The sequence below is a fragment of the Polynucleobacter sp. 80A-SIGWE genome (assembly GCF_018882295.1).
Lineage (GTDB): Bacteria > Pseudomonadota > Gammaproteobacteria > Burkholderiales > Burkholderiaceae > Polynucleobacter.
In genome coordinates this window covers 140,923-167,131 of sequence record NZ_JACVOR010000001.1, presented here as the reverse complement: position 1 = coordinate 167,131, position 26,209 = coordinate 140,923, and the positions used below count along the sequence as shown (strand labels likewise).

Here is a 26,209-nt window from a genome sequence, read left to right as displayed (position 1 = left end):
TCATGAAAGTGACGCTGCTTGGAGCTGGTTCATGGGGCACTGCTATGGCCGCGCAAGCAGCGCGCCATCTTCAGGCTGGCGATGTTTGTTTGTGGTCACGAAGCGCTGAGCAGTTAGAAGATATTCAAAAGTCTGGCGAAAATGCAGACTACTTGCCTGGCGTCATCTTGCCAAAGGGCTTGCAACTAGAAGTGAGTTTTGAACGGGCTATTGAACGCCTTTCGGAAAACGACCTTTTAGTCATTGCCACTCCGATGTCAGGTTTGTCGGAAACGGTAGCGCAGGTATTACGTTTAGCTAAACACCCGCTCAATATTGTTTGGTTATGCAAGGGCTTGGAGCCCAGCACTACCTTGTTGCCGCACCAAGTAGTAGATCGGGAAGACAAGTTACACAGTCATGGCCTGCATCATTCTTACGGAGCTCTATCAGGGCCGAGTTTCGCGCAAGAAGTTGGTAATGGTATGCCTTGTGCATTAACTGTCGCCAGCAAATCGAATGCCTTATGCGACATTGTTCAAGGCGCTTTCCATCATGGCAATATGCGCATCTATGCCAGCGACGATTTGGTTGGTGTTGAATTAGGTGGTGCGATTAAAAATGTTTTAGCAATTGCGGCCGGTATTGGCGATGGCCTAGACCTTGGCTTAAATGCGCGCGCTGCAGTATTAACTCGCGGCCTTGCGGAAATGATGCGTTTGGTAAAAGCTGCAGGCGGTAGACCAGAGACTTGTATGGGCTTAACTGGAGTAGGTGATTTGATCTTGACTGCCACCGGTGATCTCTCTCGTAATCGCCGCGTTGGTTTGGCTCTTGCTGCAGGAAAACCTTTGCCAGAAATTTTGGGCAACTTAGGCCATGTTGCTGAAGGTGTACTGTGTGCCTCTGCGGTAGGTAATTTGGCGACACGCCTAGGTGTCGAGATGCCAATTACTGCCATGATGGGGGAGGTCTTATCTGGAAAACTTTCACCGCATGAAGCTGTGAAAAAACTCATGGGGCGCGACCCCAAGGTCGAAGTTTAAGCACCTTAACTTCCGCCAAGCAATCCGTTTTGGCGCCATGCTTCATAAACCACAATCGCTACCGTATTGGAGAGATTCAAACTACGACTGCTATCTTGCATCGCTAGGCGAACTTGATTAGGCGTTTGAATTGAGCTTCTGACTTCTTCGGCAATGCCTTTGGTTTCTGAGCCAAAAACAAAATAATCTTCTGGTAAATATTTGCCATCATGAAATTTTCCAGACCCCTTAGTCGTCAATGCAAAAATACGATCAGGTTTGGGAGTTTCATCAATTAGAAATTGCGCCCAGTTTTTGTGAACCTTTACTTTTGCGAACTCGTGATAGTCCAGTCCCGCTCTGCGAAGTTTGGCATCCTCCATGGGGAAGCCGAGGGGTTCAATGAGGTGTAGCTTTGCACCCGTGTTTGCGCAGAGGCGAATGATGTTGCCTGTATTGGGCGGAATTTCTGGTTCGAATAAAACAATGTTAAACATGCTCTGATCTTTGTGATGGACGAAGTGTTCTCAGTACAACCCAATTAATAACACGAGACACACCATTGTCCTTCAATACGCGGGCAATTTCATTTAAAGTTGCCCCGCTGGTCATGACATCATCAAACACAATGACTGAGGCAGACTCTATCTGAGCCTGATACTGAAGGTTGATATAAAACATGTCTTTAATAGCTGTCTGACGATTAGCGCGGTTCTCATTGGCTTGATGCTGAGCGTGGTGGTGGCGCTTCAAGATATGTGGATTCTTACGAATGTGTTTGTCGCAGTCAATCCGCCTAGCCAATTCCCAGCTTTGATTAAAACCTCTGGCGCATAGTTTTTCCTGGCTCAATGGTACTGGCAGAAGATAGTCTGCGCGCGCGGTTATTAAGCCTTTTGCAAGCAGAGCATTCCATGCCGAAGCTAGGCCATGTGCACATGCAAGTCGACGCTGATATTTCAATTGATGTAAAGCAGGTTGCAGTCTGCCATCGTATCGATCGAGGCAGTAAGTTTCATCAAAGTGGGGTGGGTTAGTGATGCACTCTCGACAACGTTTTTCTTTCACCTCTTTTGCTGTAAGGGTGAGGCCGCATTGCATGCAGCACTCGTAATTTGATAATTGATCTGACTGCAGTTGGATTAAGCACTTCAGGCAGAGAGTGTGTTGCTGAAATACTCCGCAAACAATGCATGAGCTTGGTAATAGGTGAGAACAAAGTGATTGAAAAATATTCTCTATTGCGCGCATGGGCCGCTGAGTATACTGAGCCAATGACCCAATCAATCAGATGGCTTCAGGATGAAATTGCAGCTCGCATGCTGCAAAAATTAGATATCGTGAAGTTAGATGCAAAAGATGTCCTGTTGATTCCAGATTTCCCTGGAGCGCATGCCCCTTTTCTGACAAAACGTTTTCCGGGAATTCGTTTTTATAGTGCGCCAGAAAGCGAGCTATCTGGTTTTGATTTACTGAAACTGAGGGTGTCTCGTTTTTGGAATTCAAGAATGAAGTCGGCATCCCAGATTTCTCTTGATGACTACAAGAAAACAGGCCGCATTAATCTCCCTAGTAATTCTGTAGATTTAGTAGTCAGCGTTCTCTTGATTCAGGACTTGGCTGATCCGAAGCATTTCTTGCAAGAGTGCTGGCGAGTGCTTAAAGAGGGTGGATTGCTGACATTGAGTTATTTGGGCCCCGATACCGCCAAAGAACTTAACTCAGAACTTTTGGCGCAGCCATTACCGCTTCAAAAATTAGCCAGTCCCTGGGATATGCACGATATGGGGGATGCCCTGCTGGGCGAGCGTTTTTCAGATCCAGTTATGGATATGGAGTTCTTAAACTTGGATTACGACTCCGATGCACTTTTATTAGCTGATGCTAGAGCCCTCAATTTGCTTGTTTCCGAAGATCAAGATCCCCCTCAATGCGCCCAATTACCCAAAAAACTGACCTTAGAGGTGGTTTATGGGCATGCCTGGGCTTTAGGTAAGCACCTTGCCAAGGCCCAAGATCATGTCGCCTATATTGATCTAAATCAAATCGGACGCAAGACTAGGAGTGATTCTGCTTAAGTGTAAGTGCTCACTATCTTTTAAACCATTGCCAAGATTGAGGCAGGCCTGGTTAACCCGGTTTGTTGTTGAGCTTAATTAACCCTATAATCACCGCTGGAAGTATTGGCTTGATACCGCTTTTTTGGGCTTTCTGGAGCTATATGGCTACAGAAGTTCACGACAATAAACAGAGAATAAGATGAATTTATTTGGAAAAGTCACTAGGGCTTCGCTCTATTTAGTAGCAGCCTTCGGCACTGCAATTGCACAGGCAGCTGAAAATATGCCAGGCGGCCCAGCTGTCAATCAATTGAATTTTGCCGCTCCAGCGACAAAAATCATGCAAGAAATCCATTGGTTGCATTGGATGATGTTGATTATTTGCGCGCTCATTTTTATTGGCGTTTTTGGGGTGATGTTCTATTCCATCCTGAAGCACCGCAAATCATTAGGTGCTAAGTCTGCCTCTTTCCACGAAAGCACTACTGTTGAGATCATTTGGACAGTTATTCCATTGTTGATCGTTATCGGCATGGCTTTGCCAGCAACAAAAACTGTTGTAGCAATGAAAGACACCACTAACTCTGACATCACTATTAAGACCACTGGTTATCAGTGGAAATGGGGTTACGACTACATCAAAGGTGAGGGTGAAGGCATTAGTTTCTTATCCACCATGTCTACTTCACGTGAAGCTATCAATAATCTGGCTCCTAAATCAAATACCTATTTGATGGAAGTCGACAACGAGATGGTTGTACCTGTTGGCAAAAAGATTCGCATCATTACTACAGCGAATGATGTAATTCATTCATGGACTATCCCGGCATTTGGCGTTAAGCAAGATGCGATCCCTGGTTTTGTTCGTGATGCTTGGTTCCGCGCTGACAAGATCGGTACCTATCGCGGCCAGTGTTCTGAGTTGTGCGGTGCTGAGCACGCCTTTATGCCTATCGTGGTCAATGTAGTCTCACAAGAGGACTACACCAAGTGGGTGGCAGAGAAGAAAAAAGAAATGGGTGGGGCATCTGATGACCCTACTAAGGTTTACACCTTGGATGAGCAAAAAGAGCGCGGCGCTAAAGTTTATGCAGCCAATTGCGCAGCTTGCCATCAGCCTAACGGCAAGGGTGCAGGCACATTCCCAGCGCTTGATGGCAGCAAAGTAGTGCTTGGACCAAAAGCTGGTCAATACAACATTCTTATCAATGGTAAGGGCGCGATGCCGAAGTGGGCTGGTGTAATTTCAGATGGCGATATTGCTGCCGTGATGACATATACCCGCAATGCTTGGGGCAATAAAACGGGCGAGATTATTCAGACCCAAGATATTGTTTCTGCACGTGCTGGCAAGTAATTTATTTATTAATACAGATCAAACTAAACCGGAGTAATCCATGAGCACAGTCTCTACCACCCACGATCACGCACACGACCACGCGCATGATGATCACACGCCACATGGTTGGCGTCGTTGGTTGTTTGCAACCAACCACAAAGACATCGGCACGATGTATCTGATCTTCTCATTCGTCAGCTTATTGGCTGGTGGTGTGATGGCGCTGGGTATTCGTTTGGAATTGTTCCAACCGGGTTTGCAATTCTTGCGCCCTGAGTTCTTTAATCAGTTAACCACCATGCACGGTTTAGTAATGGTGTTCGGCGCGATCATGCCGGCATTCGTTGGATTTGCGAACTGGATGATTCCTCTGCAAATCGGCGCATCCGATATGGCTTTTGCTCGTATGAATAACTTTAGCTTCTGGATTCTTCCGGTAGCGGCTTGCTTGTTGTTTGGTTCATTCTTAGCTCCTGGCGGTGCACCTGCTGGTGGTTGGACTTTGTATGCTCCATTGACCTCACAAATGGGCCCAGGCTTAGACATGGGTATTTTTGCACTCCACTTATTGGGTGCTTCTTCCATCATGGGCTCGATTAACATCATCGTGACCATCTTGAACATGCGCGCTCCCGGCCTGACATTGATGAAGATGCCAATGTTCTGTTGGACTTGGTTGATTACTGCTTATTTGTTGATTGCTGTAATGCCTGTATTGGCTGGTGCAATCACTATGGTTCTTACAGATCGTCATTTCGGTACTTCTTTCTTCTCCGCAGTTGGCGGTGGTGACCCAATCATGTTCCAGCATATTTTCTGGTTCTTTGGTCACCCAGAGGTGTACATCATGATTCTTCCAGCATTCGGAATTGTGAGTGAGATCATCCCTGCGTTCTCCAGAAAAACCTTGTTTGGCTATAGCTCAATGGTTTATGCGACTGCATCTATTGCGATCTTGTCATTTATTGTTTGGGCTCACCACATGTTTGCAACTGGTATGCCTGTAACTGGCCAGTTGTTCTTCATGTACGCCACAATGTTGATCGCTGTTCCAACTGGTGTGAAGATTTTCAACTGGGTCGCAACTATGTGGAAAGGTTCGATGACTTTCGAAACTCCAATGTTGTGGGCTGTTGGTTTTATTTTCGTATTCACAATGGGTGGTTTTACAGGCTTGATCTTGGCAATGGCTCCAATTGATATTGGTGTGCAAGATACCTATTACGTTGTTGCTCACTTCCACTATGTATTAGTAGCAGGCTCATTGTTTGCAATGTTTGCTGGCTTCTACTACTGGTGTCCAAAGTGGACTGGCTATATGGCCAATGAAACTCGCGGCAAGATCCATTTCTGGACTTCCATGATTTTCTTCAACGTAACGTTCTTCCCAATGCATTTCTTGGGCTTGGCAGGTATGCCACGTCGTTATGCTGATTACCCAACCCAGTTTGCTGATTTCAATATGGTTGCCTCTATTGGCGCACTCGGTTTTGGTTTGTCCCAAGTTTATTTCTTACTCTTTGTTGTCTTGCCGGCTTACAACGGCAAAGGCGAAAAAGCGCCAATGAAACCATGGGATGGTGCCAAAGGTTTGGAGTGGACTGTGCCTTCACCAGCACCGCACCATACATTTGAAACTCCTCCTAATGCTGCAGAGTTAAATGCTGCAGGAATCTAAAGTAGCCGCACACAAATCCCAATCTGCCAGTAATCGCAGATTGGGTTTTATCCTTTTAAGCGTAGCTATCGTGTTCTTTATCGGTATTTTGCTTAAGCGGAGCGTGCTGGGTTAAGGCCCTTATTCAATATGTCTGCTATTGCTTCTATTAACCGCCAAATCTTACTCAAGCTATTGATCGCTTCAGTAATGATGTTTGGTTTTGGTTACGCATTGGTGCCGATGTATAAAGCATTGTGTGAGGTGACTGGTATTAATGTGGTCACTAGTAAGAATGACTACGGTATCCGAGCTTACAGTGCAAACAAGGTTGGCAATACCCAGGTCGACTATTCCCGTAAGGTAACTATCGAGTTTGACTCTAATAGTCGCGGCCCATTTACGTTTCGTCCAGTAAAGAACTTTTTAGAAGTACATCCAGGTGAGATGACAGAAATTGTCTACGAAGTCACAAACAATTTGAATCGCCCTGTAGAAGCCCAAGCAATTCCAAGTTATGCGCCTAAAAGCGCTATGGAGTTCTTTACCAAATTGGAGTGTTTTTGTTTTCAGCAGCAAACCTTGGCGGCTCATGAAATGAAGAAGATGCCGGTAGTGTTTGTGATTGATGCGGGACTTCCTGCTGATGTGAAAACCATTACCTTGTCTTACACCTTCTTTGAGTTAGGCGTTGGTCAGCAGCCAGCAGGCTCAACAACCCCTAAATCGAAATCGGTGTCATGACTAAGAAAAGTACTTTTATGCAATCTATGATCGCCGTCTTGTGGGCTTTTTTGGGTGTGCGTAAAAAATCAGGATTGCAGGAAGATGTAGCTTCATTAAGTTTTGTCCACATTATTATTGCGGGAGTATTAGGCGCCTTGATTTTTATGGGTGTACTCCTTTTGATAGTTAAAGCAGTTGTGTCCCATTGATTATTTTTTGATTGAATAGAGAGAATAAGATGTCATCCAATTCAACCCCTTACTATTTCGTTCCTGGACTATCCAGTCATCCAGCATCAGCAGCTCTAGGTTTGCTTGCTTTTGGCGCTGGTATGTCTGGTTGGGTAAACCATGCAGCTTGGGGCGGCCCAGTAACTGCAGTAGGCGTCCTCTGGGTTTTGTTTGTTCTCTACAACTGGTTTGGCGACACGATTGCTGAGTCTAACTCCGGTAAAAACGGCGTCAACGTTGATATCTCTTATCGCTGGTCGATGGCTTGGTTCATCTTCTCTGAGATTATGTTCTTCGGTGCGTTCTTTGCAGCATTGTTCTATGCACGCAATATTGCGATGCCTTGGATGGGTGATGTAGAGAGCAAATTACTCTGGCCTAACTTCACAGCAGTTTGGCCTAACGACGGTCCTGCAGGTTTAGTTGAGAAATTTACAACTATGGGCCCATGGCCAATCCCAACCATTAATACTTTGTTGCTCTTGAGCTCAGGTGTAACAGTTACTTATGCTCACCATGCTCTTCGTGAAAATCACATGAAGAAAGCTATCAATGGTTTGGCTGCAACGGTTGGTCTTGGCATCATCTTCTTGGGCTTTCAGATGTATGAGTACTACCATGCGTACCATGCCCTGAACTTGAAGTTGACTTCAGGTGTTTATGGTTCAACCTTCTTTATGTTGACTGGCTTCCATGGCTTCCACGTATTCTTGGGTGGCTTGATGTTGGCGATTGTGTTGCGTCGAATGATTCGTGGTGACTTCACTGCTGAAAACCACTTTGCGTTTGAAGGCGCTGCTTGGTACTGGCACTTCGTCGACGTTGTCTGGCTCGGCCTCTACATCGCTGTTTACTGGATGTAAGGAAATAAAAAATCGGGGCGTTAAGCCCCGATTTGTTTTGAGTCACTGCTTTTATATTGCTTAGTTTGCTCCCACCCGAACACCGGTGGCTTCAATATAGCCAAAGTAGTGGGCAATCAATATGCCAAGAAACAGTACTATTGAAAGTCCGATACGAAGCATGAGAGACTGAACCATTCTTGAGCTACCGCCCTTATCCTTCATCATGAAGTAGAGAGCAGAGCCTAAGCTTCCTACAATCATTAGCAGTGCAACTGGAATAATCCATTTCATCTCAAAATACCCCTGTGAATATGTTTTCTAGCTTAATTACTAGTCGTATAGTCGCTACTTTATCAGCCCTGCTGGTGATTTTGGTGGGCTGTGGTGCTGGTATTTGGCAGTTGAATCGGGCAGATCAAAAGATTCGCTTGGGTGATTCTCTGGCTTCCAAACTGCAAATGCCTGTACTCAATGCTAATGCCGATAGCTTGAGCTTAGAGCAGGCTTCAGAGCGCCGTATTCTTGCCCGTGGCCGTTTTCTACCAGCTGAGGCTATTTGGCTGGATAACCGCCCTCGTCCTATTCCGGAAGGTGGGGCTGGCAGTGCGGGGCAGTCTGGCTTTTATGTCATGATGCCTTTGAAATTAGAGGGTCAGGATGCTGTTGTTTGGGTCAATCGAGGCTGGGCTCCCCGGAATAACGAAAATCGCACTGAGCTACCTCCAGTCAAGACTGCAGATGAAGTAGTGACTGTCGAGGGTGTTGCCTTTGCTCACCCTGGAAGGGTTTATGAATTAGGGCAAACAGGCGATACGAAATCGAGCCCTAGAATTGAGCAAAATTTTGATTTAGCGCTCGAGGCCCAAAGTCATGGGTGGAAGCAGTTGCCATTTATTGTTCGTGAATCCGATTCAGCCAAAAAAGATGGTTTAGTCAGAAATTGGCCCTCTCCAACAAATGGAGTCGATCGCCATTATGCTTATGCCTTTCAGTGGTTTGCTTTGGCATTAGCTGGATTTTTATTTTGGCTCATCAATGGGCTTATGAAATATCGGCGAGAGCTTGCTGTGAATGGAGATAGAGTGTGAGTGATAAAGAGTTATTAATCCCAGCTTCGCAAATGGATTCCTCGGCAATTAATGCGCAGACTCGCCGCGGTCGTCTGCAGATGCTATTTTTATTGCTTGCATGTGCAGCGCCAGTAATTGCCTCCTATTTCGCTTATTACGTCTTTAAGCCAGAGGGAGGGAAAACAAATTTCGGAACCCTGGTTCAGCCTGTGCAAGATGTGAATCCTGCTTGGTTTGATATACCTTTTAATGGCAAGTGGACTTTATTAGTGGCTAGACCCGCTGGTGAATGCACCATTAAAAATGAGTCTTGCCTTGAGGCTTTATTTTTGATGCGTCAGTTGCGTATTGCAGTCGGTCGCGAGAGTAGTCGTGTTCAGTTAGTTTGGGTGAACACGGATGGTAAGCCAGTAGACCCAGAAGTCTTGTTGGCCTACGACCAAAAGACTGCAGGATTTCAGATACTGAGTTTGCCAGCAGATCCTAAGTTGAGGTCTGAGTTTGATGCTTGGCTTAATCGCGATGGTGCAGGTCAGAAGATTCAGTTGATCGATCCAAGTCCGGCGAAGATGATGGTTTTCCCAGTGACGAATTCTCCAAAAGAATTTGGCAGTATTAAAAAAGATCTCGAGAAACTACTGCGCCTCAATCGTAAGGGTGAACAATTGCAATGAGTAGTTTGTTATTGCTTGCGGAGTTAGCTGCAATTGCAATTGTCTTTGCGGGTCTGCCTTTGGTATATCTCTGGACTAGACCGGGCTACAGCTTTTTCAAAAAGCTCAATTGGGTTTTGGTCTTTATGACTTTCGACCTCATTGTCTTTGGTGCCTTTACCCGTCTAACAGATTCTGGCTTGGGTTGTCCTGATTGGCCTGGTTGCTATGGCACATCAAACCCATGGCATGCGATCGGCGAGATACAACTGGCTGAAGCCAATATGCCTACTGGCCCTGTGACCGTGATCAAGGCCTGGATTGAAATGATTCACCGTTATTTGGCAATGACAGTAGGAGCCTTGATTTTGATTCAGGTGGGCTTAGCTTTCAGTAAGCTAAAGAGCTTAGGCATGAAACCTTTTTTGGGTAGCCTGGGCTTACTGATTTTGGTATGTGTTCAGGGAGCGTTTGGTGCTTGGACAGTGACACTCAAATTGCAACCTATCATTGTGACCATCCACTTGATGCTGGCTTTAGTTTTGCTGGCTTGTTTAACGGCTTATGCGCAGCAAGAGTGGGAGGAGAAATCCTCTTCAGCAATGCGCTTTGAGCCCAAGCCACTTTCTGCGAAGCTGCTCTTACTTGCCGCGATGACTCTCTGTGTGCAAATATTCCTGGGTGCATGGGTGAGCACAAATTACGCGGTATTGGCCTGCCCTGATTTTCCGACTTGCATGGGAGCGCTTTTGCCAGAAACCGATTGGCAAGAGGGCTTTACTCTTTGGCGTGCGCTGGGCCTGAATGCTCAAGGTGAATCTATTTCTCCAGTTGCCTTGCAAACAATTCATTGGGCGCATCGTGCGTTTGCTGTAGTTGCTATTGCAGCTCTCAGTCTATTGGGAGTGAGCGCTCTTCAGTTAAGTAATTCTGCATTATCTGGAATGGGCAAGATTGCCAAGTTATTGCTGGGCTTATTAATTCTTCAAGCCCTGACAGGCATTTCCAATGTAGTTTTCCAGTGGCCGCTCCTTGCTGCCTTGATGCACACTGGCGGTTCCGCAGCTTTGGTGTTCTGTTTGGTTCGCCTGACTCAGTGGTCCTCATGGAGTGCCCCCGTTCATATTAAGATGGTTAAATCATTATGAGTAGCCCCACCCCTTCCGCACCTGTAGCGATGCCGCGTTGGCGTCAATACTGGGTGCTTACCAAGCCCCGCGTCACTCAGCTGGCAGTGTTCTGTGCAGTCATTGGGATGTTTTTGGCTACTCCTGGCATGGTTCCTTATCCGGTTCTGATTGGCGGCATTGTTGGAATATGGTTATTGGCTGGCGCTGCTTTTGCAATGAACTGTTTGATTGAACAGGCTGTTGATGCAAAGATGAAGCGTACCTCTTGGAGGCCATCTGCAACAGGTGAAGTAACACCTTTTCACATTACTATTTTTTCGATTGTTCTCGGCAGTTTGGGAATGGTCATCTTATGGAACTTCTGCAACCCATTAACGATGTGGCTCACAGTGGCAACTTTTGTTGGTTACGCCGTGATTTATACCTGGTTACTTAAACCTGCCACACCACAGAACATTGTGATTGGTGGATTATCTGGCGCAATGCCGCCGGCTCTAGGTTGGGCGGCAGTCACGAATAGCCTATCTGCAGAAGCCTGGCTCTTAGTGCTGATTATTTTTGTATGGACGCCACCGCACTTTTGGGCGCTCGCCCTATATCGTCGTGATGACTATGTGCAAAGTGGTTTGCCGATGCTACCAGTGACTCATGGTGAGCGCTTTACCCTGCTCAACATTTTGCTATACACCTTGATCTTGATTGCTGCTACTTTGCTGCCGTATATCTACGGCATGAGTGGGCTGGTGTATTTAGTCTCTGCAATCATTTTAGGTCTGATGTTCTTGGCTTATGTGATCGCTTTATTTGTTTCTTATAGTGATGAGTTAGCGAAGAAAACATTCCGTTTTTCGATTACGTATTTATCTCTGCTGTTTGCAGCGCTATTGATCGATCACTACTTCATTTGAGACGAATATGAATTTATCAAAACTTTCTATGCGTATTGCACGCATTTTGACTTTGTCGCTCATTGGTATTGCGTTGCTAGCTTGTAGCCCTAAGCCGAGCTTTAAGAATGTCGACATCACTGGCAGCAAGGCGTTTGGTACTGACTTTAGCTTGCTTGATCCCGATGGGAAAGTGAGGACCTTGGCTGACTTTAAAGGCAAGGCAGTTGTGATGTTCTTTGGTTATACGCAGTGCCCAGATATTTGTCCTACAACGCTAACCGAGATGCAGCAGGTCATGACCCTATTAGGCCCTCAGGCTGATAAGGTACAGGTACTGTTTGTAACAGTGGATCCTGAGCGAGATAGTGCAAGCATTCTGAAACAGTATGTTCCTGCATTTGATTCACGCTTTTTGGGGCTGCGTCCAGCAGATGAAGCTGCTTTAGAAAAGGTCACCAAAGACTTCAAGATTTATTACAAGAAGGTCCCCGGTACGAGTCCTGGTTCATACACCATGGATCACACAGCAGGGAGCTATGCTTTTGATCCAGAGGGGCATTTGCGCCTTTACATCAAGCATGCGCAAGGTGCTGAGACCTTGGCGCAAGACTTGAAGGAACTGCTGAAGTAAAAACTGAGAGGAGAAGACTGCTTACGCAGCTTCTGTTTGTAAGAGGCTGCGCATCTTCTTGAGAGCAGCAGTCTCAATCTGACGAACACGCTCTGCAGAGATGCCATATTCACTGGCGAGATCATGCAATGTTTTTGTGCCATTGCCATCCGCATCCATTGCTAACCAACGTGATTGCACAATGTTACGGCTACGTTCATCTAAAGCCATGAGCGCTTGATCAAGTTGTGGGCCATGCAATGCATCAGTTGCAGCAGCAGCCATCATCTCAGTAGGTTCTTGACTGTTATCAGCCAACCATTGAATTGGTGCATAGGCTGACTCATCATCATTGTCATCACCCTCTAGAGCAACATCGCCACCAGCAAGACGCATTTCCATTTCTTTAACGTCAGAGCCTTTGACATCCAAAGCCTTGGCTAGTGCCTCAACTTCATTTGGTGTTAAGGCAGCCAAAGTAGGTTTGTTGCTACGTAAGTTAAAGAACAATTTACGTTGCGCTTTAGTTGTTGCAACTTTGACTAAGCGCCAGTTCTTGAGGATGTACTCATGAATCTCTGCCTTAATCCAATGGATTGCGTAAGAGACTAAGCGCGCACCTTGGTTAGGGTCATAGCGTTTTACAGCCTTCATCAAGCCGATATTGCCTTCTTGAATGAGGTCGGCATGCGGAATGCCATAGCCTAAATATTGACGTGCAACAGACACTACCAAGCGCAGGTGTGAGAGAACCAAAGTTTTTGCGGCATCCACATTTTCAGTGCGACGAAATTCTTGCGCGAGGTGAAGTTCTTCAGCGGCGCTGAGCATAGGTACGCGATTAACGTACGAGATATAAGAGTCGAGTGTGCCAACCCCAAGGGAAGGCAACATCGGAAAGGCAAGCGAAGCCGCAGCAGTCTGCGCTGCTGGCAATGTTTGCCTTGCTTGCAATTGCGGTTTGTATGCTTTCTTTTGAACCATTTTCTTTTTATATATTTTAGGTATTAATAGACTTCTATTTTAGCACTCTTGTCAAGAGAGTGCTAATGGTTTTTTACTTCTATAAGTCTATGATTTAATTGAATAATTCAGAAGAATATTGGGCGGCTGTAAAGGGGGCTAAATCATCAATTCCCTCACCTTTGCCTAAAGCTAAAACCGCTGGTTTTGGTCCATCGCTGAGGGTGTGGGCTAGCGCGCAGATGACCCCGCCTTTAGCAGTGCCATCCAACTTTGTCACGATTAGGGCGGAAAGCCCTAGGGCAGCATGAAAGGCCTTTACTTGGCTTAAACCGTTTTGACCAGTATTGCCATCAAGAACAAGCAAAGTCTGGTGAGGCGCCCCAGGAAGGGCCTTGCCGATGACTCTTTTGACCTTCTTCAGTTCCTCCATGAGATGGTCTTGAGTCGCAAGTCTGCCGGCGGTATCAATAATCAAAATATCGCTCTTACGAGACATCGCCGCGTGAATGGCATCGTGTGCCACTGCTGCTGCATCGCCACTCTCTTGCATGATGACGTCGACTTGATTGCGGCCACCCCATTCAAGAAGCTGGTTACGTGCTGCTGCGCGGAAAGTATCACCAGCTGCCAGTAAAACGGATTTACCTTGTGATTGAAAGAGTTTGCAGAGTTTGCCGATGGTAGTAGTCTTGCCCGCACCATTAACGCCAATTACTAGCCACACCTCTGGTGTGGTCTTTTGCTCATGCACGAACAAGGGATTGGGGTTTGGCTCCAGAGTCTTTAAGAGACTTGCTACCTCATGGATGAGCAGTTGCTTGAGATCTTCTGGGCTACTAGCCTTTTCTGATTTAGCAGCTTTACGCAGTTTGCTGATCAATTGTTCAGTCGTGGGAAGACCCACATCACTCAGAATGAGAGATTCTTCTAAGGTATCAAACCAGGCTTCATCAGTCTGATTGGATTTGAATAGGGATCCGAGGGTTTTACGTAGGCCGAACATAATCGATACAATTTAATCCTTGCATCTTATCAATTAAATACTTGGGATAGGTGATCTTACAGATGCGCTCCACTTTATTGCGTTTTTCTTTCTCTTTGATGCTCTGCTGCTCCAGCGCCTGGGCAGCTACAGACGCAAGTCAAGCAAATACCCATGAGTTTCAACTTTCTAACGGTCTTAAGTTGATTGTGCGAGAGGATCATCGGGCGCCGACGGTTGCGCATATGGTTTGGTACCGAGCTGGCTCTATGGATGAGGTCAATGGTAAGACTGGTGTAGCCCATGTTCTTGAGCACATGATGTTTAAGGGTACAGACAAGGTCAAGTCAGGAGAGTTCTCTCGCTTAGTGGCAGCAGTAGGCGGTCGAGAAAATGCTTTCACCTCTCGCGATTACACGGCCTATTTTCAGCAGGTAGAAAAGTCCAAGCTAGATGATGTGATGAAGCTAGAGGCTGATCGCATGTCTAACCTTAACTTTGATGATGCAGAGTTTTTGAAAGAAATTCAGGTGGTGATGGAAGAGCGTCGCCTACGTACCGAAGACAATCCAAGTAGCTTGCTAAATGAATCACTCATGGCTACTGCATACATGAGTTCACCTTATCGGCATCCGGTAGTGGGATGGATGAATGACCTAGTCAATATGAAAGCTGCTGATGCACGTGATTGGTATCGCAGTTGGTACAAGCCTAACAACGCTACAGTTGTTATTGCAGGTGACGTTGACCCTAAAGCTATTTTGCAGGCAGTAGAAAAATATTATGGAGTCGCTTCTGCAAGAGCGTTGCCTGAACGTAAACCACAGATTGAGCCACCACAAAAAGGCATTAAGCGGGTGCAGGTCAAAGCGCCAGCAGATAGCGCACAGCTTGCAATGGCATGGAAGGTTCCCAAGTTACAAGTGGGCAAGTTAGAAGATGATGAGCCGTATGCCTTGGAGTTGTTGGCCGCAGTCCTAGATGGTTATGACAACGCCCGCTTGAATCGCACTCTGGTTAAGCAAGAGCGGGTTGTCAATGATGTGGGCGTGGGTTACGACATGATCTCAAGAGGACCGGAACTCTTTTTAATTAGCACCAGTATGGCTAAGGGCAAAACAGTAGAGCAGGCTGAGGGCAGTATTCGGAAGGCTTTAAAAGAAATTGTCGATAAGGGAATTCTGGAGTCAGAGCTCAAGCGCATCAAGGTGCGCATTTTGTCCGATCAAATCTATAAGCGCGATTCAATCTTTGGTCAGGCAATGGAAATCGGCAGCACGGAGATGGCTGGATTCTCATGGCGAGATATTGATGTGATGTTGGAGAAGATGCAGACCATCACTCCCGCACAAGTACAAGCCGTTGCAAAAAAATATTTAGTCGATGAAGGCTTGACAGTTGCAGTGCTAGATCCGCAGGCACGTCAATCCAATGAGAGTAAGCAAGGAGACAATCGTGCTGCTAAATAAATTAATCAAGCAAATTAGTCTTGTATTCGCTCTGATAGCTGGGGTCAGTACCTCCGCCTATGCGATATTGCCGATTGAAAAACTAGAGTCCGTCAAGGGCGCGCAAGCCTACCTCGTTCAAACTAAAGCGTTGCCGATGGTAGATATTGAAATCAGTATTGATGCTGGCGATCGTTATGATCCAGCGGCAAAGAGCGGCTTAGCAACAGTAGTTGGTCAGCTGATGAACTATGGCGCTAAGTCTGAAAAAGGTTTACTGACTGAGGCGCAGATTGCTGATGAGATTGCCGACTTGGGTGCAAACCTTGGTGTTTCTGTCAGCGGTGAGCGTGCCGCCATGCGTATTCGGACTTTGAGTCGCAAAGATTTGCGTGATCGCGCTGTTCAATTGGCGTCGGCGATGTTGAGTGCGCCTACTTATGATGCCAAAATCCTGGCGCGTGAGAAGCAGAGAATGACTACTGCATTGCTCGAAGCAGAGACAAAGCCCGAGTCTGTTTTGGATCGCCGTTTTAGAAAATCGGTTTATGGGAATTATCCGTTAGCTAATTCTCCAACAGTGCAAAGTATTGCCAATATCAGCGCAACTGACTTGCAGCAGTTTCATAAACAGTTTTACTGCGGCGATCGAATGATTGTCAGCATCGTGGGCGATGTGAGCAAAGCAGAGGCAGCTGAAATTGTTCAGGGTTTATTGCAAAGAGTGCCTCAGTCTGGTCCTGCTATTGCCAAGTTGCCAGAGTTTGAGCGTTCACCAGTTGAGCCTTTAAGTCAACGCGAAGTCACCATTCCATTTGATTCGCAGCAAGCGCATATCGCCATGGGTATGACTGCGGTAACCCGGAGTAATCCTGATTATTTTCCATTGCTAGTCGGAAACTATATCTTAGGCGGCGGTGGCTTTGTATCCCGTCTCATGTCAGAGGTTCGAGAAAAGCGCGGTCTCGCCTATAGCGTATTCAGTTACTTTGCTCCCGGTAAGGATGCGGGAATATTTCAGGCGGGCTTGCAAACCAAGAATGATCAGGCAGCTCTGGCGCTAGAGGTGATGAGCTCTTCCATTGCGCAATTTATTGCTGATGGACCCGCACAATCTGAGCTCGATGCCGCTAAAGCAAATTTGATTAATGGCTACCCCTTGAGAATTGATAACAATCGCAAGTTGCTGGATAACGTTTCCTCAATTGCCTGGAACAATTTGCCTCTCGATACGATGGAGGTATGGACTAAGCAAGTGGAAGCGGTCAGCCTTGAGCAAGTAAAGGCAGCGTTCCAAAAATACTTAGCCATGGATCGAATGAAGATCGTGGTCTTGGGGGCTAAAAATAAATAAGCCAGTTAAGTCCGCTGTGCCAGGCAAGCGTTCCGAGCTCCCTCAGAAAATCCGCATTATTGGTGGAGTGTGGCGTAGTCGTTTGCTGAGTGTGTTGGATCTATCTGGTCTACGCCCCACCACAGATCGTGTTCGTGAAACTTTATTTAATTGGCTCGGGCAGGATCTAGTGGGTTTGAAGTGCTTGGATTTGTTTGCCGGTACCGGAGTTTTAGGTTTTGAAGCAGCCTCACGACATGCTCATTCAGTGACCTTGCTAGAACAAGATAAGAAGGCCTATTCAAAGCTTTTGGCAAACTTTGCTTTGCTTCAGTCATCTCCCGCTCCCGGAGTGGTCGAAATTTTGCACCGAGATAGTTTGGAGTTTTTAAAGCAACAAGCCGATCGTTCAAGCAATCTGATTTTTATAGATCCACCCTTTCAAGAAGAGGGCTTATTAAACCAAGCGCTGATAGAGGCTGCTCGCGTTTGCGATGACAGCGCTGGCGGGGGGATTTACGTGGAGTTTCCGGCCAGTCGCTCTCGTGAGCAGATTGAGGCTTTAGTGCCGGACTGGCATTGTGGAAAATACTTAGAGGCTGGGCAGGTAAAAGCTTGTCTATTTCGCTCGAAGAGGGACTAAACTCTTGCCTGTAGCCGAAAAAGCCTTAGGAGCGTTATGACTGTAGCTGTATACCCCGGAACATTTGATCCCTTTACTCGTGGTCACGAGGACTTGGTGCGTCGCGCCTCAAGCATTTTTGGTGAACTGATTGTTGGTGTGGCTGATAGTCGTAGCAAACGCCCTTTCTTTAATTTAGAAGAACGCATTGAAATCGCCAAAGAAGTGCTCGGTCATTATTCCAATGTAAAGATTGTTGGCTTTACAGGCTTATTAAAAGACTTTGCGCGTGAGCACAATGCGCGTGTGATTGTGCGTGGTTTGCGCGCAGTATCTGATTTTGAATATGAGTTTCAGATGGCCGGCATGAATCGCTATTTATTGCCTGATGTTGAAACACTATTCCTTACGCCATCCGATCAATATCAGTTTATCTCCGGTACCTTTGTGCGTGAGATTGCTTCAATGGGCGGAGATGTGAGTAAGTTCGTATTTCCATCCGTAGAAAAGTGGTTGGTCAAAAAGATCGAAGCGAACAAGAGCAAAGAGTAAGGCTGGTAGGTAAACAAGATGGCTTTAATGATTACGGACGAATGCATCAACTGCGATGTATGTGAGCCTGAATGTCCGAATGATGCCATCTACATGGGTCTAGAGATCTATGAGATTGATCCCAATAAATGCACTGAGTGTGTGGGGCACTACGATGCGCCACAGTGTCAGCAGGTTTGCCCAGTAGACTGTATTCCACTCAACCCCGCATTCTCAGAAAATCAAACGCAACTCATGGCGAAGTATCAAGCCTTAACTGCTGCCAAAAAAGCCCTAGCTACAAAGTAGCGCGCTAATTCGTTTTTGAATGCAACTCCAGCATTGCTGACTGAGTGTCACCCTTCATAAATAATCCGAGAATTTTTAAGCCATCCTCAATACTGGCATCAATCTGTTTTTGCTCTGCCTGTAAAGGCCTTCTCAATACATAGTCGGCAACATCCATTACGCGCGCGCCTTCCGCAGCAAGATCTCGAGGGTGACCAATACCTAGGCGCAGACGCCAGTATTCAGGCGTTCCTAGGTGAGCTTGTATATCTTTCAAGCCGTTGTGCCCACCAGTGCCACCACCGAGCTTGATACGGGCTGTACCGGGCTTGAGATCAAGCTCATCTTGTACTACCAGCACATCTTTGGATGTAATTTTATGGAAGCGACACAGAGCCCCTACAGCTTGACCGCTGAGGTTCATATAAGTGCTGGGCTTAAGTAAGAAAAGATCTTCACCTTCCCATTTAGCCTTTGCTACTTTCCCATGAAAACGTTTTTCAGCTTCAAAGCGGGTGCTCAATTGTTTTGCAAGGGCGTCAACAAACCAAAAGCCAGCATTGTGCCGATCTTCTATGTGTTCTTCGCCAGGATTACCGAGGCCAACAATTAATTTAGTCATGATGAGTGCTTAAGGATAAAAGCATTTCCGCAAAAAAGAAAACCCGCTTGTAAGCGGGCTTCCTCTGTCGCAAAGATAAGGCTTAAGTAATTAAGCTTTGTCCTTTGGAGCTTCAGCAGCAGGAGCCGCAGCAGCTGCAGCAGGAGCAGGTTCAGTATCGGCAGATTTCACTGCTGGGATACGTGCGTTAGCTAATACTGGGTTCTCTTGCTCAATATGCAATACCAAAGTAACGCCTTTTGGCAATGCGATATCTTTAGCGTGGATACCATGACCAACTTCAATCTTGTTCAGATCCACTTCAATGAACTCTGGCAAGTCTGCTGGCAAGCAAGAAACTTCCAATTCAGTTGAGATGTGGCTGATTACAGCGCCTTGCAATTTCACTGCAGCTGAAGTCTCAGCATTGATGAAGTGCAATGGAACGCGCATATGAACTTTTTCAGTCGCAGAAACGCGCTGGAAGTCGATGTGCAGAACCAAAGGCTTAAATGGGTGCATCTGGTAATCGCGCAACAACACTTTTTGTGCTTTGCCGCCGATTTCGAGATCAAGGATAGATGAGTGGAATGCTTCCTTGCGGAGAGCATGAAACAGTGCGTTGTGATCCAACTCAATTACAGTTGCGGCGTCTTTACCGCCGTAGATGATGCCCGGAGTTTTACCGGAGTTGCGCAGACGGCGGCTCGCACCCGTTCCCTGTACGCTTCTTTCAAAGGCTACTACTTTCATATCGAATTCCTAAATTAAGGTTAATTTCCGTTCGCGACCAAACAGAAAAGCCTTTGATTATATCGTGGGAATGACAGTTTTTGCCTAGAAAAGGCTCAAAACTGCCAAAAACAGGGGTAGAAACGCTGTTTTTGGCTTATTCAGCGAACATCGACATCACTGAATCACCCTTACTAATGCGGGAAAGGGTCTCAGCAAGGATGGGGGCAACGCTTAATTGACGAATTTTTGCCACTTTCATTGCCTCTGGGGTCAATGGAATGGTGTCAGTAACGACTAATTCATCTAATTCTGAGGCAGCAATACGGGCCACAGCACCGCCGGAAAGGACGGCATGCGTACAGTAAGCGGTAACGCCCTTAGCGCCTCGCTCTTTTAGCGCCTCAGCGGCTTTACAGAGCGTTCCGCCGGTATCAATGATGTCATCCATGATGACGCAATGGCGGCCTTCTACTTCGCCGATAAGGTGCATTACTTCTGACACGTTTGCCTTGGGGCGGCGTTTATCAATAATTGCCAAATCTGTACCCAATTGCTTGGCCATCGCACGGGCGCGAACCACACCGCCGATATCTGGCGAAACGATGATGAGATCTTTTTTGGTTTTTTGAGCTTCTAAATCTGCCAATAGAACTGGGGAGGCATAAATGTTATCTACTGGGATATCGAAGAAGCCCTGAATTTGGTCGGCATGGAGATCCATGGTTAAAACACGCTCAACGCCAGCAACGGACTGGAGCATGTTTGCAACGATTCTGGCTGAGATAGCAACCCGAGCTGAGCGTGGGCGGCGATCTTGTCTGGCGTAACCGAAGTAAGGGATCACTGCGGTTATGCGGCTTGCTGATGCTCGTTTTAGGGCATCAATCATGATCATGAGTTCCATCAAACTATCGTTCGTTGGAGCGCAAGTGGATTGGATAACAACCACGTTCTTACCGCGAACGTTTTCTTGAATTTCTACCTGAATTTCACCATCAGAGAATCGACCAACAAATGCTTTTCCCATTGGGAGATTGAGCTCTTTGGCTACCGCATGGGCCAAAACCGGATTTGCATTGCCTGTGAAAAGAGTCAGTAAATCAGCGTTCATTGGGGCGGACATAGGTGATTTTGGAATTTTGGTAGGGGTCGAATGGATGTCTTTTGGTCTTATCTACAGTAGTTGGCAGGGGAAGAAGGATTCGAACCTTCGCATGCTGGAATCAAAATCCAGTGCCTTAACCAGCTTGGCGATTCCCCTACAGGTCAATCTGAAGAAATCAAATTGTAAGCGGGATTTTTATTTAGCCCCCGAACAATTCGACCTATCCATCCTTTTGGAAGATTTTGCAGAAGAATTTCCAGATTCGCGATGTCCGTCTTAGGGTCTAAGGCGGCAAAAACGCTACTTCCAGAGCCGGACATGCAAGGCGCCGAGTTTGGCACTGCCTCGTAAATCCAATCTAATGCTTGCTTCACTTCAGGACATTTCTGCACCGCTACCGCCTGACAATCATTTGACTGATATGAGCTTGGCGATGCAAGAAAGCGATCTATTGTAATCGGAGCGTGATCTCGGGTCAATTGAGGGTCTTGAAAAATCTGAGCAGTGGCAATCCCCTGGTTGGGGAAGATCACCACAAAGTCTTGGGTTTCCAAGGAAATTGCCTGTAATTTCTCTCCAACCCCCTCAACAAAGGCATTTTGGCCAAAGATGAAAAAGGGCACATCAGCACCAAGTCTGAGGCCAAGTTGGCAAAGGGTAGCGATATCGAGATGCAGATCCCAGAGCGCATTAAGACCGATGAGGGTGGATGCCGCATCAGAGGATCCACCACCAAGGCCGGCTCCCATTGGAATATTTTTCTCAAGGCTGATCTCAATCCCCCGATCAACCTTGCAGTGCTCTTTGAGAAGTTGGGCTGCGCGAACGACCAAGTCTTGCTCAGGGGGTACTCCAGGAATGGGATTGATGCGGCGAACCTCGTTCTCTGGAATGAGCTTCAAGGTGAGGACATCACACCAGTCAATCAGCTGAAAAACAGATTGCAGTAGATGGTAGCCATCATTACGGCGCCCAACAATATGTAGAAAAAGATTGAGCTTTGCGGGGCAACGAAGTTCTATCGCATTACTCATCATTCGTACTTCACTCATTCGGAGTATCGAAGACCAAGCGAATATCAATCGACCCGATATTAGAGCTGCGAGTCATCGTCAGTTTTTCTAATTGCTGAGAATTATTCCAGTTGTAATTTAAGGTCCAGCCATCTTGCGTAATTTTGCTGACTTGACCTTTTGCATTTCGCTCCACGCTTGCATTGCTACCAGGGCGGGTTTTTCCGCGCAACCAGTCAGATAAACCGCGAGCTGGTAGTGGAAGTCCCAATGCATTTTGAATCAGGGTGTCGGCATCAATGGCTGTTGTTAATTGACCGTCACGTTCAAGAATTGCCTCACCGGGTTTAATCGTAATCTTGGCAATTGATCCGCCAACAGGATTGCGAATTTCCAATACATCAGTCAGCGCATCTTGAGTCAATGTAAATCCACCTGAGCCACCTTGATTTTTGCTCTCAGTGAGTCCGGTGACCTTTACCGCGAAACGCCCATCCCATGAGCCTTTGAGGGCTGCATCCGCAACAGACCAATCTGGCTTTAAGCGCTTCAAAGTTTCTTTGAGAGTAGGATTGTTGGCATCTAATTGCTGGCCTTTGCGCCACATATCTTCCGCCTCGATTGGGCGATTCATGACCCACAAGACTTCGCCAATATGCGCAGCAATGTCTGCCTCGGGCTTGATGTTAAATGCTTGTTGCAGTTGTTCAAGCGCTAACGCATTTTTACCCATGCGAAAGTTGACCCAACCAAGACTATCCAAAATAAATCCATCTTTAGGAGAGAGTTGATGCGCTTTGCTAATGAGCTTAAATGCTTCTGGCAATTTCTGGTTACGATCAGCTAGCGAGTAACCAAGTGCGTTAAGACTATTAACGTCATTTGGATTCTTGCGCAAGATGTCGCGCAGAGTTTTCTCCATAACTTCGATTTGTCCTGACTTTTCAGCAGACATTGCGTAGGTGTAGAGTAGCCCCGGATCTTTGGGTTCGGGTTTTACTGCTGAAACGATTTCATAAAAAGCCCTTAAAGCTTCTGATTCATCAGTGGCCTTGGCTAGTAGCGCCTGAATCTGTAACAAAGTAATTTCACGTTGCGCTGGTGTCTGCTGATTTAATAGTGAGATCGCAGGCTTGACTGCATCTGACCAGCGTTGATTCAGAATTAAGAGCGTGACAAGCACTTCTTTGGGCTTAGTTTGTTTTGGCCCCGCCAAGCTATCCCAAGCTTGAGCTGCTTGAAGTGCTTGATCGGGAGCGCCTGCTGTAATGGCAATCTCCATAGCTCTTTGGGCCAAACGAGGGTCATCTAGCTGTCGAGCAAGCTCTAAATAGGTGTTGTAGGCTAAGCCAGCTTCACCGCGTTGCAGGGCGATTTCTGAGGCTAAAACCTCGAATACGGCTTGACCGCTATCCAGGCTGCTAGTTTTGGCGCCGGCATTATTGGAGGAAAGACTTAATCCAAGTCCAGCTACGAGCAATAAGGCCCTTAAAGAAGGCTTTAATGAAAATTTGGTCATGAGCACATTCTAATCCGCGAATCTACAATCCATTTATGCCAGAACTTCCAGAAGTCGAAGTTACCCGATTGGGTATTGCGCCCCATTTAGAAGGTCGCAGTGTAAGCACGGTCAAAATTATTGATGGTCGCTTGCGTTGGCCAGTGCCGAGCAATTTAAATACGCTGCTTTCTGGTCAGAAAGTCTTGGGAATTGAGCGCCGAGGTAAATACCTCTTAATGGAGTTTGATGCCGGATATCTGTTGCTACACCTAGGAATGACGGGAACCTTGAGAGTGTTGCCCGGCAGTGATCCATTAAAGACGCATGCTCGAGTGACCTTTGAGTTTGGCAAGCTGAGTTTGCGTTTGCATGATCCCAGAAAGTTTGGTGCCGTTTTGTGGCATCCAAAATCCAAGGGGCCGATTGAGAGCAACGCGCTTTTACAAAAACTCGGGGTCGAACCTTTTTCATCCGAGTTTGAGGGTGAACTTGGTGCAGATGTTTTATATCAATGTTCACGTAAGCGCAGTGTTGCCGTGAAGCAATTTCTATTGGCAGGCCAAGCTGTAGTGGGTGTTGGCAATATCTATTGCTCAGAGAGTTTATTTGAGGCGGGAATTCATCCGGCAAAAGCTGCTGGAAAATTAACGCGTCCGCAGTGCTCTCGACTCGCTGCTGCAGTGAGATTGATTTTGAAAAAAGCAATTGCTGCCGGCGGTAGCACCTTAAAAGACTTTGTAAATAGCGAAGGTGACCCAGGACACTTCATGGTGCAAACCAAAGTCTACGATCGTAAAGACCAGCCTTGTAAGGTATGCAAGACGCTGATAAAGCAAATAGTCCAAGGTCAGCGATCTACTTATTTTTGCCCCCAATGTCAGAAGCGCTGATTAAGAACTTCGCCACTAAGCTCATCGCTTGGCATGGCAAGGACGGGCGCCAGGGCTTGCCATGGCAAAGTATTCGAGATCCCTATGCAGTATGGGTTTCTGAAATCATGCTGCAACAAACTCAAGTAGCTACCGTTCTGGAGCGCTATCCCCGCTTCATGAAACGTTTTCCGACGGTGAAGAAGTTGGCTGCTGCGCCCTTAGATGATGTCTTGGCAGAATGGGCGGGTCTCGGCTACTACACGCGCGCTCGCAATCTCCATGCTTGTGCCAAGCAAGTTACGGAGGAGTTTGGAGGAAAGTTTCCAACTGATCCGGTATTACTTGAGCAACTCAAGGGTATTGGTAGATCCACTGCAGGCGCAATTGCGGCTTTTGCATTTCATGAGCGGGCGCCAATTCTGGACGCGAACGTCAAGCGTATTTTGGCAAGATTGTTTGGCATAGAGGGTGCCATCCAAGAAAAAGCGGTGAATGATGAGTTGTGGCTACTAGCTAAAACACTCCTGCCTAAAAAAGCTGAGGATATGCCGGTCTATACGCAGGCTCTGATGGATTTTGGGGCAACGTGGTGTACCTCTCGCAAGCCTGTTTGTTTAGGTGGTGAAAAGAAATGTCCATTTGAAAAAGAATGCCAAGCCAACCTCAGTGATCAAGTATTGCTATTGCCTCGTAAGGCAATCAAAGCAAAATCCCCTGAATTTAATTGCGATATGTTGTTGCTCAGGCATGGCGATTCGGTTTTGCTACAAAGGCGTCCAGATAAAGCCATCTGGGGCGGACTGTGGTCTTTACCGGAATCTGCTTGGAGGGCTAAAGAAAAAAACTCCAAACCTTCAGCCAACAATTCAGTGGATTTAACTGCGAAAGAATTATTTCAGCTAGTACTGCCAGATGAAAAGATCTCCAGTATTGCAAAGGGTTGTAAATCCATTGAGCGGGGAGTAGAGATTAAACATGTTTTTACGCATCGCCGTTTATGGATGCAAATTTGGCATGTGAATTCAAGTGATGCTATGAAATTCTCAGGCCAGGACTTGAAGTGGGTTCCTTTGCGTCAGCTCGGAAAGTACGGCTTACCCCAACCAATCAAATTGCTGTTGCAGGGATTGAGTCTAGCTCGCGGTGACGGCTCAAGAAATTAATCTGGAGTGCTGCCAAATCTTTTTGCGGCAGAAAATGCGCAATGATGCGACTTACTAGATAGACTGAGCGGTGTTGTCCACCAGTGCAGCCGATGGCAACAGTCAAGTAACTGCGGCCATCTGCAATGTAGTGGGGCAACCATTTTTCAATAAATTGAATAATGTCATTTTCCATGCTGACGACCTCAGGAATTTTTTCCAAGAACTCGCGAACCGGTTGGTCTTTCCCAGATAAAGGACGCAAGACTTTGTCGTAGTGCGGGTTTGGTAGGCAACGAACATCGAATACAAGATCTGCTTCGCTCGGTAAGCCTTTTTTAAATCCAAAAGATTCAAAAATCACGGTAAGCCCTTGAGGCTTATCTTTAAGAAGGTCCTGTATCCACGAGCGCAGGGCATGGGCAGGCAGATTGCTGGTATCAATACTGTGGGCTTGAGTGCGCAGGGGCTCTAAGAGGTTACGCTCTTTATCAATTGCTTCGATCAGGGTAGCTGCTTGAGTCTGTTGCGTTTTTCCGGAGAGCGGATGACGCCGACGAGTTTCAGAGAAGCGCTGGATCAGCGTATTGGTATCAGCATTTAAGAAGACAACTCGCACTTGATGGTTACGTCGCAGGTTTTCTAAGATCTGGGGTAGCTCTGCAATGGACTGACCACGACGAGCGTCAATAGCTACTGCAATGCGCTCACTCTTTTCATTTTCTAGCGTGGTGATGAGGTTTTCTAAAAGGGTAACCGGAAGGTTATCTACGCAGTCATAGCCTGCATCCTCAAAAGCTCTCAATGCAACGGATTTACCTGATCCGGAGATGCCGGTAATCAGATTGATTTGCAT

31 protein-coding genes and 1 tRNA gene are annotated in these 26,209 nt (G+C 46.7%); 20 read left to right on the top strand and 12 right to left on the bottom strand.

Going from position 1 to position 26,209, the window contains the following annotated elements; genetic code table 11:
- The first annotated feature begins 2 nt into the window (after window positions 1–2).
- The gene (locus ICN25_RS00840; RefSeq protein WP_216178610.1) at window positions 3–1,025 is read left to right on the top strand and encodes an NAD(P)H-dependent glycerol-3-phosphate dehydrogenase; all 1,023 of its coding nucleotides are present in this window, start codon (window positions 3–5) and stop codon (window positions 1,023–1,025) included.
- Window positions 1,026–1,030: 5 nt separating this feature from the next.
- On the opposite strand, the gene trmL is transcribed toward ICN25_RS00840, so the two are convergent.
- Both trmL and ICN25_RS00830 read right to left on the bottom strand, forming a co-directional pair.
- Window positions 1,031–1,501 (bottom strand): tRNA (uridine(34)/cytosine(34)/5-carboxymethylaminomethyluridine(34)-2'-O)-methyltransferase TrmL, encoded by a 471-nt coding sequence (trmL, locus tag ICN25_RS00835; RefSeq protein ID WP_216178609.1) that lies wholly within the window; start codon window positions 1,499–1,501, stop codon window positions 1,031–1,033.
- Window positions 1,494–2,105 carry a ComF family protein gene (locus ICN25_RS00830; protein WP_255536622.1) on the bottom strand — a complete coding sequence of 204 codons (612 nt, stop codon included), beginning with the start codon at window positions 2,103–2,105 and terminating at the stop codon, window positions 1,494–1,496. The genes trmL and ICN25_RS00830 overlap by 8 nt, the downstream gene beginning before the upstream one ends.
- A 173-nt stretch (window positions 2,106–2,278) precedes the next feature.
- Between ICN25_RS00830 and ICN25_RS00825 the strand changes: the two genes are divergently transcribed.
- From ICN25_RS00825 to ICN25_RS00795, 7 genes are all read left to right on the top strand, one after another.
- Complete coding sequence (locus ICN25_RS00825) at window positions 2,279–3,082, top strand: methyltransferase domain-containing protein (RefSeq protein WP_255536621.1); 804 nt, start codon at window positions 2,279–2,281, stop codon at window positions 3,080–3,082.
- A 265-nt stretch (window positions 3,083–3,347) separates the two neighbouring features.
- Window positions 3,348–4,421: a cytochrome c oxidase subunit II gene (coxB, locus tag ICN25_RS00820; protein ID WP_370624698.1), complete on the top strand. Its 1,074-nt coding sequence runs from the start codon at window positions 3,348–3,350 to the stop codon at window positions 4,419–4,421.
- Window positions 4,422–4,461: 40 nt separating this feature from the next.
- Complete coding sequence (gene ctaD, locus ICN25_RS00815) at window positions 4,462–6,081, top strand: cytochrome c oxidase subunit I (RefSeq protein ID WP_216178606.1); 1,620 nt, start codon at window positions 4,462–4,464, stop codon at window positions 6,079–6,081.
- On the top strand, window positions 6,065–6,196 hold the full coding sequence (locus ICN25_RS00810) for a cytochrome oxidase small assembly protein (protein WP_015422090.1): 132 nt from the start codon (window positions 6,065–6,067) through the stop codon (window positions 6,194–6,196). The genes ctaD and ICN25_RS00810 overlap by 17 nt, the downstream gene beginning before the upstream one ends.
- Before the next feature lie 14 nt (window positions 6,197–6,210).
- Window positions 6,211–6,804, top strand: coding sequence for a cytochrome c oxidase assembly protein (locus tag ICN25_RS00805; RefSeq protein ID WP_216178605.1), 594 nt, complete (start codon window positions 6,211–6,213; stop codon window positions 6,802–6,804).
- Between the two features lie 17 nt (window positions 6,805–6,821).
- Window positions 6,822–6,995, top strand: a complete 174-nt coding sequence (locus ICN25_RS00800; protein ID WP_370624677.1) for a DUF2970 domain-containing protein — start codon at window positions 6,822–6,824, stop codon at window positions 6,993–6,995.
- 29 nt (window positions 6,996–7,024) lie between these two features.
- A complete protein-coding gene (locus ICN25_RS00795; protein ID WP_216178603.1) occupies window positions 7,025–7,879 on the top strand; it encodes a cytochrome c oxidase subunit 3 in 855 nt (284 codons plus the stop codon).
- Window positions 7,880–7,939: 60 nt separating this feature from the next.
- Here ICN25_RS00795 and ICN25_RS00790 read toward each other — a convergent pair whose 3' ends face one another.
- Window positions 7,940–8,152, bottom strand: coding sequence for a twin transmembrane helix small protein (locus ICN25_RS00790; RefSeq protein WP_114692020.1), 213 nt, complete (start codon window positions 8,150–8,152; stop codon window positions 7,940–7,942).
- 20 nt (window positions 8,153–8,172) lie between these two features.
- Here ICN25_RS00790 and ICN25_RS00785 point away from each other — a divergent pair, with 20 nt between their 5' ends.
- The 5 genes from ICN25_RS00785 to ICN25_RS00765 are packed head-to-tail and all read left to right on the top strand — an operon-like array spanning window position 8,173 to window position 12,235.
- The gene (locus tag ICN25_RS00785; protein WP_216862864.1) at window positions 8,173–8,949 is read left to right on the top strand and encodes an SURF1 family protein; all 777 of its coding nucleotides are present in this window, start codon (window positions 8,173–8,175) and stop codon (window positions 8,947–8,949) included.
- Window positions 8,946–9,605 carry a hypothetical protein gene (locus tag ICN25_RS00780; protein ID WP_216178602.1) on the top strand — a complete coding sequence of 220 codons (660 nt, stop codon included), beginning with the start codon at window positions 8,946–8,948 and terminating at the stop codon, window positions 9,603–9,605. The genes ICN25_RS00785 and ICN25_RS00780 overlap by 4 nt, the downstream gene beginning before the upstream one ends.
- Window positions 9,602–10,732 carry a heme A synthase gene (locus tag ICN25_RS00775; protein WP_216178601.1) on the top strand — a complete coding sequence of 377 codons (1,131 nt, stop codon included), beginning with the start codon at window positions 9,602–9,604 and terminating at the stop codon, window positions 10,730–10,732. The genes ICN25_RS00780 and ICN25_RS00775 overlap by 4 nt, the downstream gene beginning before the upstream one ends.
- On the top strand, window positions 10,729–11,622 hold the full coding sequence (gene cyoE / locus ICN25_RS00770) for a heme o synthase (RefSeq protein WP_216178600.1): 894 nt from the start codon (window positions 10,729–10,731) through the stop codon (window positions 11,620–11,622). The genes ICN25_RS00775 and cyoE overlap by 4 nt, the downstream gene beginning before the upstream one ends.
- Before the next feature lie 28 nt (window positions 11,623–11,650).
- Complete coding sequence (locus tag ICN25_RS00765; RefSeq protein WP_216179481.1) at window positions 11,651–12,235, top strand: SCO family protein; 585 nt, start codon at window positions 11,651–11,653, stop codon at window positions 12,233–12,235.
- 21 nt (window positions 12,236–12,256) lie between these two features.
- Here the strand turns inward: ICN25_RS00765 and rpoH are convergent, their stop codons facing one another.
- Both rpoH and ftsY read right to left on the bottom strand, forming a co-directional pair.
- Window positions 12,257–13,198, bottom strand: a complete 942-nt coding sequence (gene rpoH, locus ICN25_RS00760) for an RNA polymerase sigma factor RpoH (protein WP_216178599.1) — start codon at window positions 13,196–13,198, stop codon at window positions 12,257–12,259.
- Window positions 13,199–13,292: 94 nt separating this feature from the next.
- Complete coding sequence (gene ftsY / locus ICN25_RS00755; RefSeq protein WP_216178598.1) at window positions 13,293–14,183, bottom strand: signal recognition particle-docking protein FtsY; 891 nt, start codon at window positions 14,181–14,183, stop codon at window positions 13,293–13,295.
- Window positions 14,184–14,245: 62 nt separating this feature from the next.
- On the opposite strand from ftsY, the gene ICN25_RS00750 reads away from it, so the two are divergent.
- The 5 genes from ICN25_RS00750 to ICN25_RS00730 are packed head-to-tail and all read left to right on the top strand — an operon-like array spanning window position 14,246 to window position 18,405.
- Complete coding sequence (locus tag ICN25_RS00750; RefSeq protein ID WP_216178597.1) at window positions 14,246–15,631, top strand: pitrilysin family protein; 1,386 nt, start codon at window positions 14,246–14,248, stop codon at window positions 15,629–15,631.
- The gene (locus ICN25_RS00745; protein WP_370624676.1) at window positions 15,618–16,964 is read left to right on the top strand and encodes a M16 family metallopeptidase; all 1,347 of its coding nucleotides are present in this window, start codon (window positions 15,618–15,620) and stop codon (window positions 16,962–16,964) included. The genes ICN25_RS00750 and ICN25_RS00745 overlap by 14 nt, the downstream gene beginning before the upstream one ends.
- 16 nt (window positions 16,965–16,980) lie before the next feature.
- The gene (rsmD, locus tag ICN25_RS00740) at window positions 16,981–17,586 is read left to right on the top strand and encodes a 16S rRNA (guanine(966)-N(2))-methyltransferase RsmD (RefSeq protein ID WP_216178595.1); all 606 of its coding nucleotides are present in this window, start codon (window positions 16,981–16,983) and stop codon (window positions 17,584–17,586) included.
- Window positions 17,587–17,622: 36 nt separating this feature from the next.
- On the top strand, window positions 17,623–18,117 hold the full coding sequence (gene coaD / locus ICN25_RS00735) for a pantetheine-phosphate adenylyltransferase (RefSeq protein WP_216178594.1): 495 nt from the start codon (window positions 17,623–17,625) through the stop codon (window positions 18,115–18,117).
- Window positions 18,118–18,135: 18 nt separating this feature from the next.
- Window positions 18,136–18,405: a YfhL family 4Fe-4S dicluster ferredoxin gene (locus ICN25_RS00730; protein WP_216135287.1), complete on the top strand. Its 270-nt coding sequence runs from the start codon at window positions 18,136–18,138 to the stop codon at window positions 18,403–18,405.
- A 4-nt stretch (window positions 18,406–18,409) separates the two neighbouring features.
- Here the strand turns inward: ICN25_RS00730 and pth are convergent, their stop codons facing one another.
- The 6 genes from pth to ICN25_RS00700 all read right to left on the bottom strand — a co-directional run bounded on the left by pth (window position 18,410) and on the right by ICN25_RS00700 (window position 23,357).
- Window positions 18,410–19,006: an aminoacyl-tRNA hydrolase gene (gene pth, locus ICN25_RS00725; protein WP_216178593.1), complete on the bottom strand. Its 597-nt coding sequence runs from the start codon at window positions 19,004–19,006 to the stop codon at window positions 18,410–18,412.
- Window positions 19,007–19,096: 90 nt separating this feature from the next.
- Window positions 19,097–19,738 (bottom strand): 50S ribosomal protein L25/general stress protein Ctc, encoded by a 642-nt coding sequence (locus ICN25_RS00720; protein WP_216178592.1) that lies wholly within the window; start codon window positions 19,736–19,738, stop codon window positions 19,097–19,099.
- 136 nt (window positions 19,739–19,874) lie between these two features.
- Window positions 19,875–20,831, bottom strand: coding sequence for a ribose-phosphate pyrophosphokinase (locus ICN25_RS00715; protein WP_216135680.1), 957 nt, complete (start codon window positions 20,829–20,831; stop codon window positions 19,875–19,877).
- Between the two features lie 73 nt (window positions 20,832–20,904).
- A tRNA-Gln gene (locus ICN25_RS00710) sits at window positions 20,905–20,981 on the bottom strand.
- Window positions 20,982–20,986: 5 nt separating this feature from the next.
- Window positions 20,987–21,862: a 4-(cytidine 5'-diphospho)-2-C-methyl-D-erythritol kinase gene (gene ispE, locus ICN25_RS00705; RefSeq protein ID WP_216179479.1), complete on the bottom strand. Its 876-nt coding sequence runs from the start codon at window positions 21,860–21,862 to the stop codon at window positions 20,987–20,989.
- A 7-nt stretch (window positions 21,863–21,869) separates the two neighbouring features.
- Complete coding sequence (locus tag ICN25_RS00700; RefSeq protein WP_216178591.1) at window positions 21,870–23,357, bottom strand: lipoprotein insertase outer membrane protein LolB; 1,488 nt, start codon at window positions 23,355–23,357, stop codon at window positions 21,870–21,872.
- A 35-nt stretch (window positions 23,358–23,392) separates the two neighbouring features.
- Between ICN25_RS00700 and mutM the strand changes: the two genes are divergently transcribed.
- Both mutM and mutY read left to right on the top strand, forming a co-directional pair.
- Window positions 23,393–24,229: a bifunctional DNA-formamidopyrimidine glycosylase/DNA-(apurinic or apyrimidinic site) lyase gene (gene mutM, locus ICN25_RS00695; protein ID WP_216178590.1), complete on the top strand. Its 837-nt coding sequence runs from the start codon at window positions 23,393–23,395 to the stop codon at window positions 24,227–24,229.
- Window positions 24,214–25,374: an A/G-specific adenine glycosylase gene (gene mutY, locus ICN25_RS00690; RefSeq protein WP_216179477.1), complete on the top strand. Its 1,161-nt coding sequence runs from the start codon at window positions 24,214–24,216 to the stop codon at window positions 25,372–25,374. Before mutM ends, mutY begins: the two co-directional genes overlap by 16 nt.
- On the opposite strand, the gene rapZ is transcribed toward mutY, so the two are convergent.
- Window positions 25,319–26,209 (bottom strand): RNase adapter RapZ, encoded by an 891-nt coding sequence (gene rapZ, locus ICN25_RS00685; RefSeq protein WP_216178589.1) that lies wholly within the window; start codon window positions 26,207–26,209, stop codon window positions 25,319–25,321. The genes mutY and rapZ overlap by 56 nt on opposite strands.

What these genes read in the sequence shown, in the direction of transcription:
- ICN25_RS00800 (WP_370624677.1), top strand. Translation starts at nt 6,822, where the DNA reads ATGCAATCTATGATCGCCGTCTTGTGGGCTTTTTTGGGTGTGCGTAAA.
- ICN25_RS00765 (WP_216179481.1), top strand. Translation starts at nt 11,651, where the DNA reads ATGCGTATTGCACGCATTTTGACTTTGTCGCTCATTGGTATTGCGTTG.
- rpoH (WP_216178599.1), bottom strand. Translation starts at nt 13,198, where the DNA reads ATGGTTCAAAAGAAAGCATACAAACCGCAATTGCAAGCAAGGCAAACA.
- ICN25_RS00730 (WP_216135287.1), top strand. Translation starts at nt 18,136, where the DNA reads ATGGCTTTAATGATTACGGACGAATGCATCAACTGCGATGTATGTGAG.
- ICN25_RS00750 (WP_216178597.1), top strand. Translation starts at nt 14,246, where the DNA reads ATGCGCTCCACTTTATTGCGTTTTTCTTTCTCTTTGATGCTCTGCTGC.
- cyoE (WP_216178600.1), top strand. Translation starts at nt 10,729, where the DNA reads ATGAGTAGCCCCACCCCTTCCGCACCTGTAGCGATGCCGCGTTGGCGT.
- ICN25_RS00795 (WP_216178603.1), top strand. Translation starts at nt 7,025, where the DNA reads ATGTCATCCAATTCAACCCCTTACTATTTCGTTCCTGGACTATCCAGT.
- ICN25_RS00785 (WP_216862864.1), top strand. Translation starts at nt 8,173, where the DNA reads ATGTTTTCTAGCTTAATTACTAGTCGTATAGTCGCTACTTTATCAGCC.
- ICN25_RS00775 (WP_216178601.1), top strand. Translation starts at nt 9,602, where the DNA reads ATGAGTAGTTTGTTATTGCTTGCGGAGTTAGCTGCAATTGCAATTGTC.
- ctaD (WP_216178606.1), top strand. Translation starts at nt 4,462, where the DNA reads ATGAGCACAGTCTCTACCACCCACGATCACGCACACGACCACGCGCAT.
- ICN25_RS00715 (WP_216135680.1), bottom strand. Translation starts at nt 20,831, where the DNA reads ATGAACGCTGATTTACTGACTCTTTTCACAGGCAATGCAAATCCGGTT.
- ICN25_RS00830 (WP_255536622.1), bottom strand. Translation starts at nt 2,105, where the DNA reads ATGCAATGCGGCCTCACCCTTACAGCAAAAGAGGTGAAAGAAAAACGT.
- ispE (WP_216179479.1), bottom strand. Translation starts at nt 21,862, where the DNA reads ATGATGAGTAATGCGATAGAACTTCGTTGCCCCGCAAAGCTCAATCTT.
- ICN25_RS00825 (WP_255536621.1), top strand. Translation starts at nt 2,279, where the DNA reads ATGACCCAATCAATCAGATGGCTTCAGGATGAAATTGCAGCTCGCATG.
- ICN25_RS00810 (WP_015422090.1), top strand. Translation starts at nt 6,065, where the DNA reads ATGCTGCAGGAATCTAAAGTAGCCGCACACAAATCCCAATCTGCCAGT.
- ICN25_RS00805 (WP_216178605.1), top strand. Translation starts at nt 6,211, where the DNA reads ATGTCTGCTATTGCTTCTATTAACCGCCAAATCTTACTCAAGCTATTG.
- mutM (WP_216178590.1), top strand. Translation starts at nt 23,393, where the DNA reads ATGCCAGAACTTCCAGAAGTCGAAGTTACCCGATTGGGTATTGCGCCC.
- trmL (WP_216178609.1), bottom strand. Translation starts at nt 1,501, where the DNA reads ATGTTTAACATTGTTTTATTCGAACCAGAAATTCCGCCCAATACAGGC.
- ICN25_RS00720 (WP_216178592.1), bottom strand. Translation starts at nt 19,738, where the DNA reads ATGAAAGTAGTAGCCTTTGAAAGAAGCGTACAGGGAACGGGTGCGAGC.
- ICN25_RS00790 (WP_114692020.1), bottom strand. Translation starts at nt 8,152, where the DNA reads ATGAAATGGATTATTCCAGTTGCACTGCTAATGATTGTAGGAAGCTTA.
- mutY (WP_216179477.1), top strand. Translation starts at nt 24,214, where the DNA reads ATGTCAGAAGCGCTGATTAAGAACTTCGCCACTAAGCTCATCGCTTGG.
- rapZ (WP_216178589.1), bottom strand. Translation starts at nt 26,209, where the DNA reads ATGCAAATCAATCTGATTACCGGCATCTCCGGATCAGGTAAATCCGTT.
- ICN25_RS00700 (WP_216178591.1), bottom strand. Translation starts at nt 23,357, where the DNA reads ATGACCAAATTTTCATTAAAGCCTTCTTTAAGGGCCTTATTGCTCGTA.
- ICN25_RS00840 (WP_216178610.1), top strand. Translation starts at nt 3, where the DNA reads ATGAAAGTGACGCTGCTTGGAGCTGGTTCATGGGGCACTGCTATGGCC.
- coxB (WP_370624698.1), top strand. Translation starts at nt 3,348, where the DNA reads ATGCCAGGCGGCCCAGCTGTCAATCAATTGAATTTTGCCGCTCCAGCG.
- coaD (WP_216178594.1), top strand. Translation starts at nt 17,623, where the DNA reads ATGACTGTAGCTGTATACCCCGGAACATTTGATCCCTTTACTCGTGGT.
- ftsY (WP_216178598.1), bottom strand. Translation starts at nt 14,183, where the DNA reads ATGTTCGGCCTACGTAAAACCCTCGGATCCCTATTCAAATCCAATCAG.
- pth (WP_216178593.1), bottom strand. Translation starts at nt 19,006, where the DNA reads ATGACTAAATTAATTGTTGGCCTCGGTAATCCTGGCGAAGAACACATA.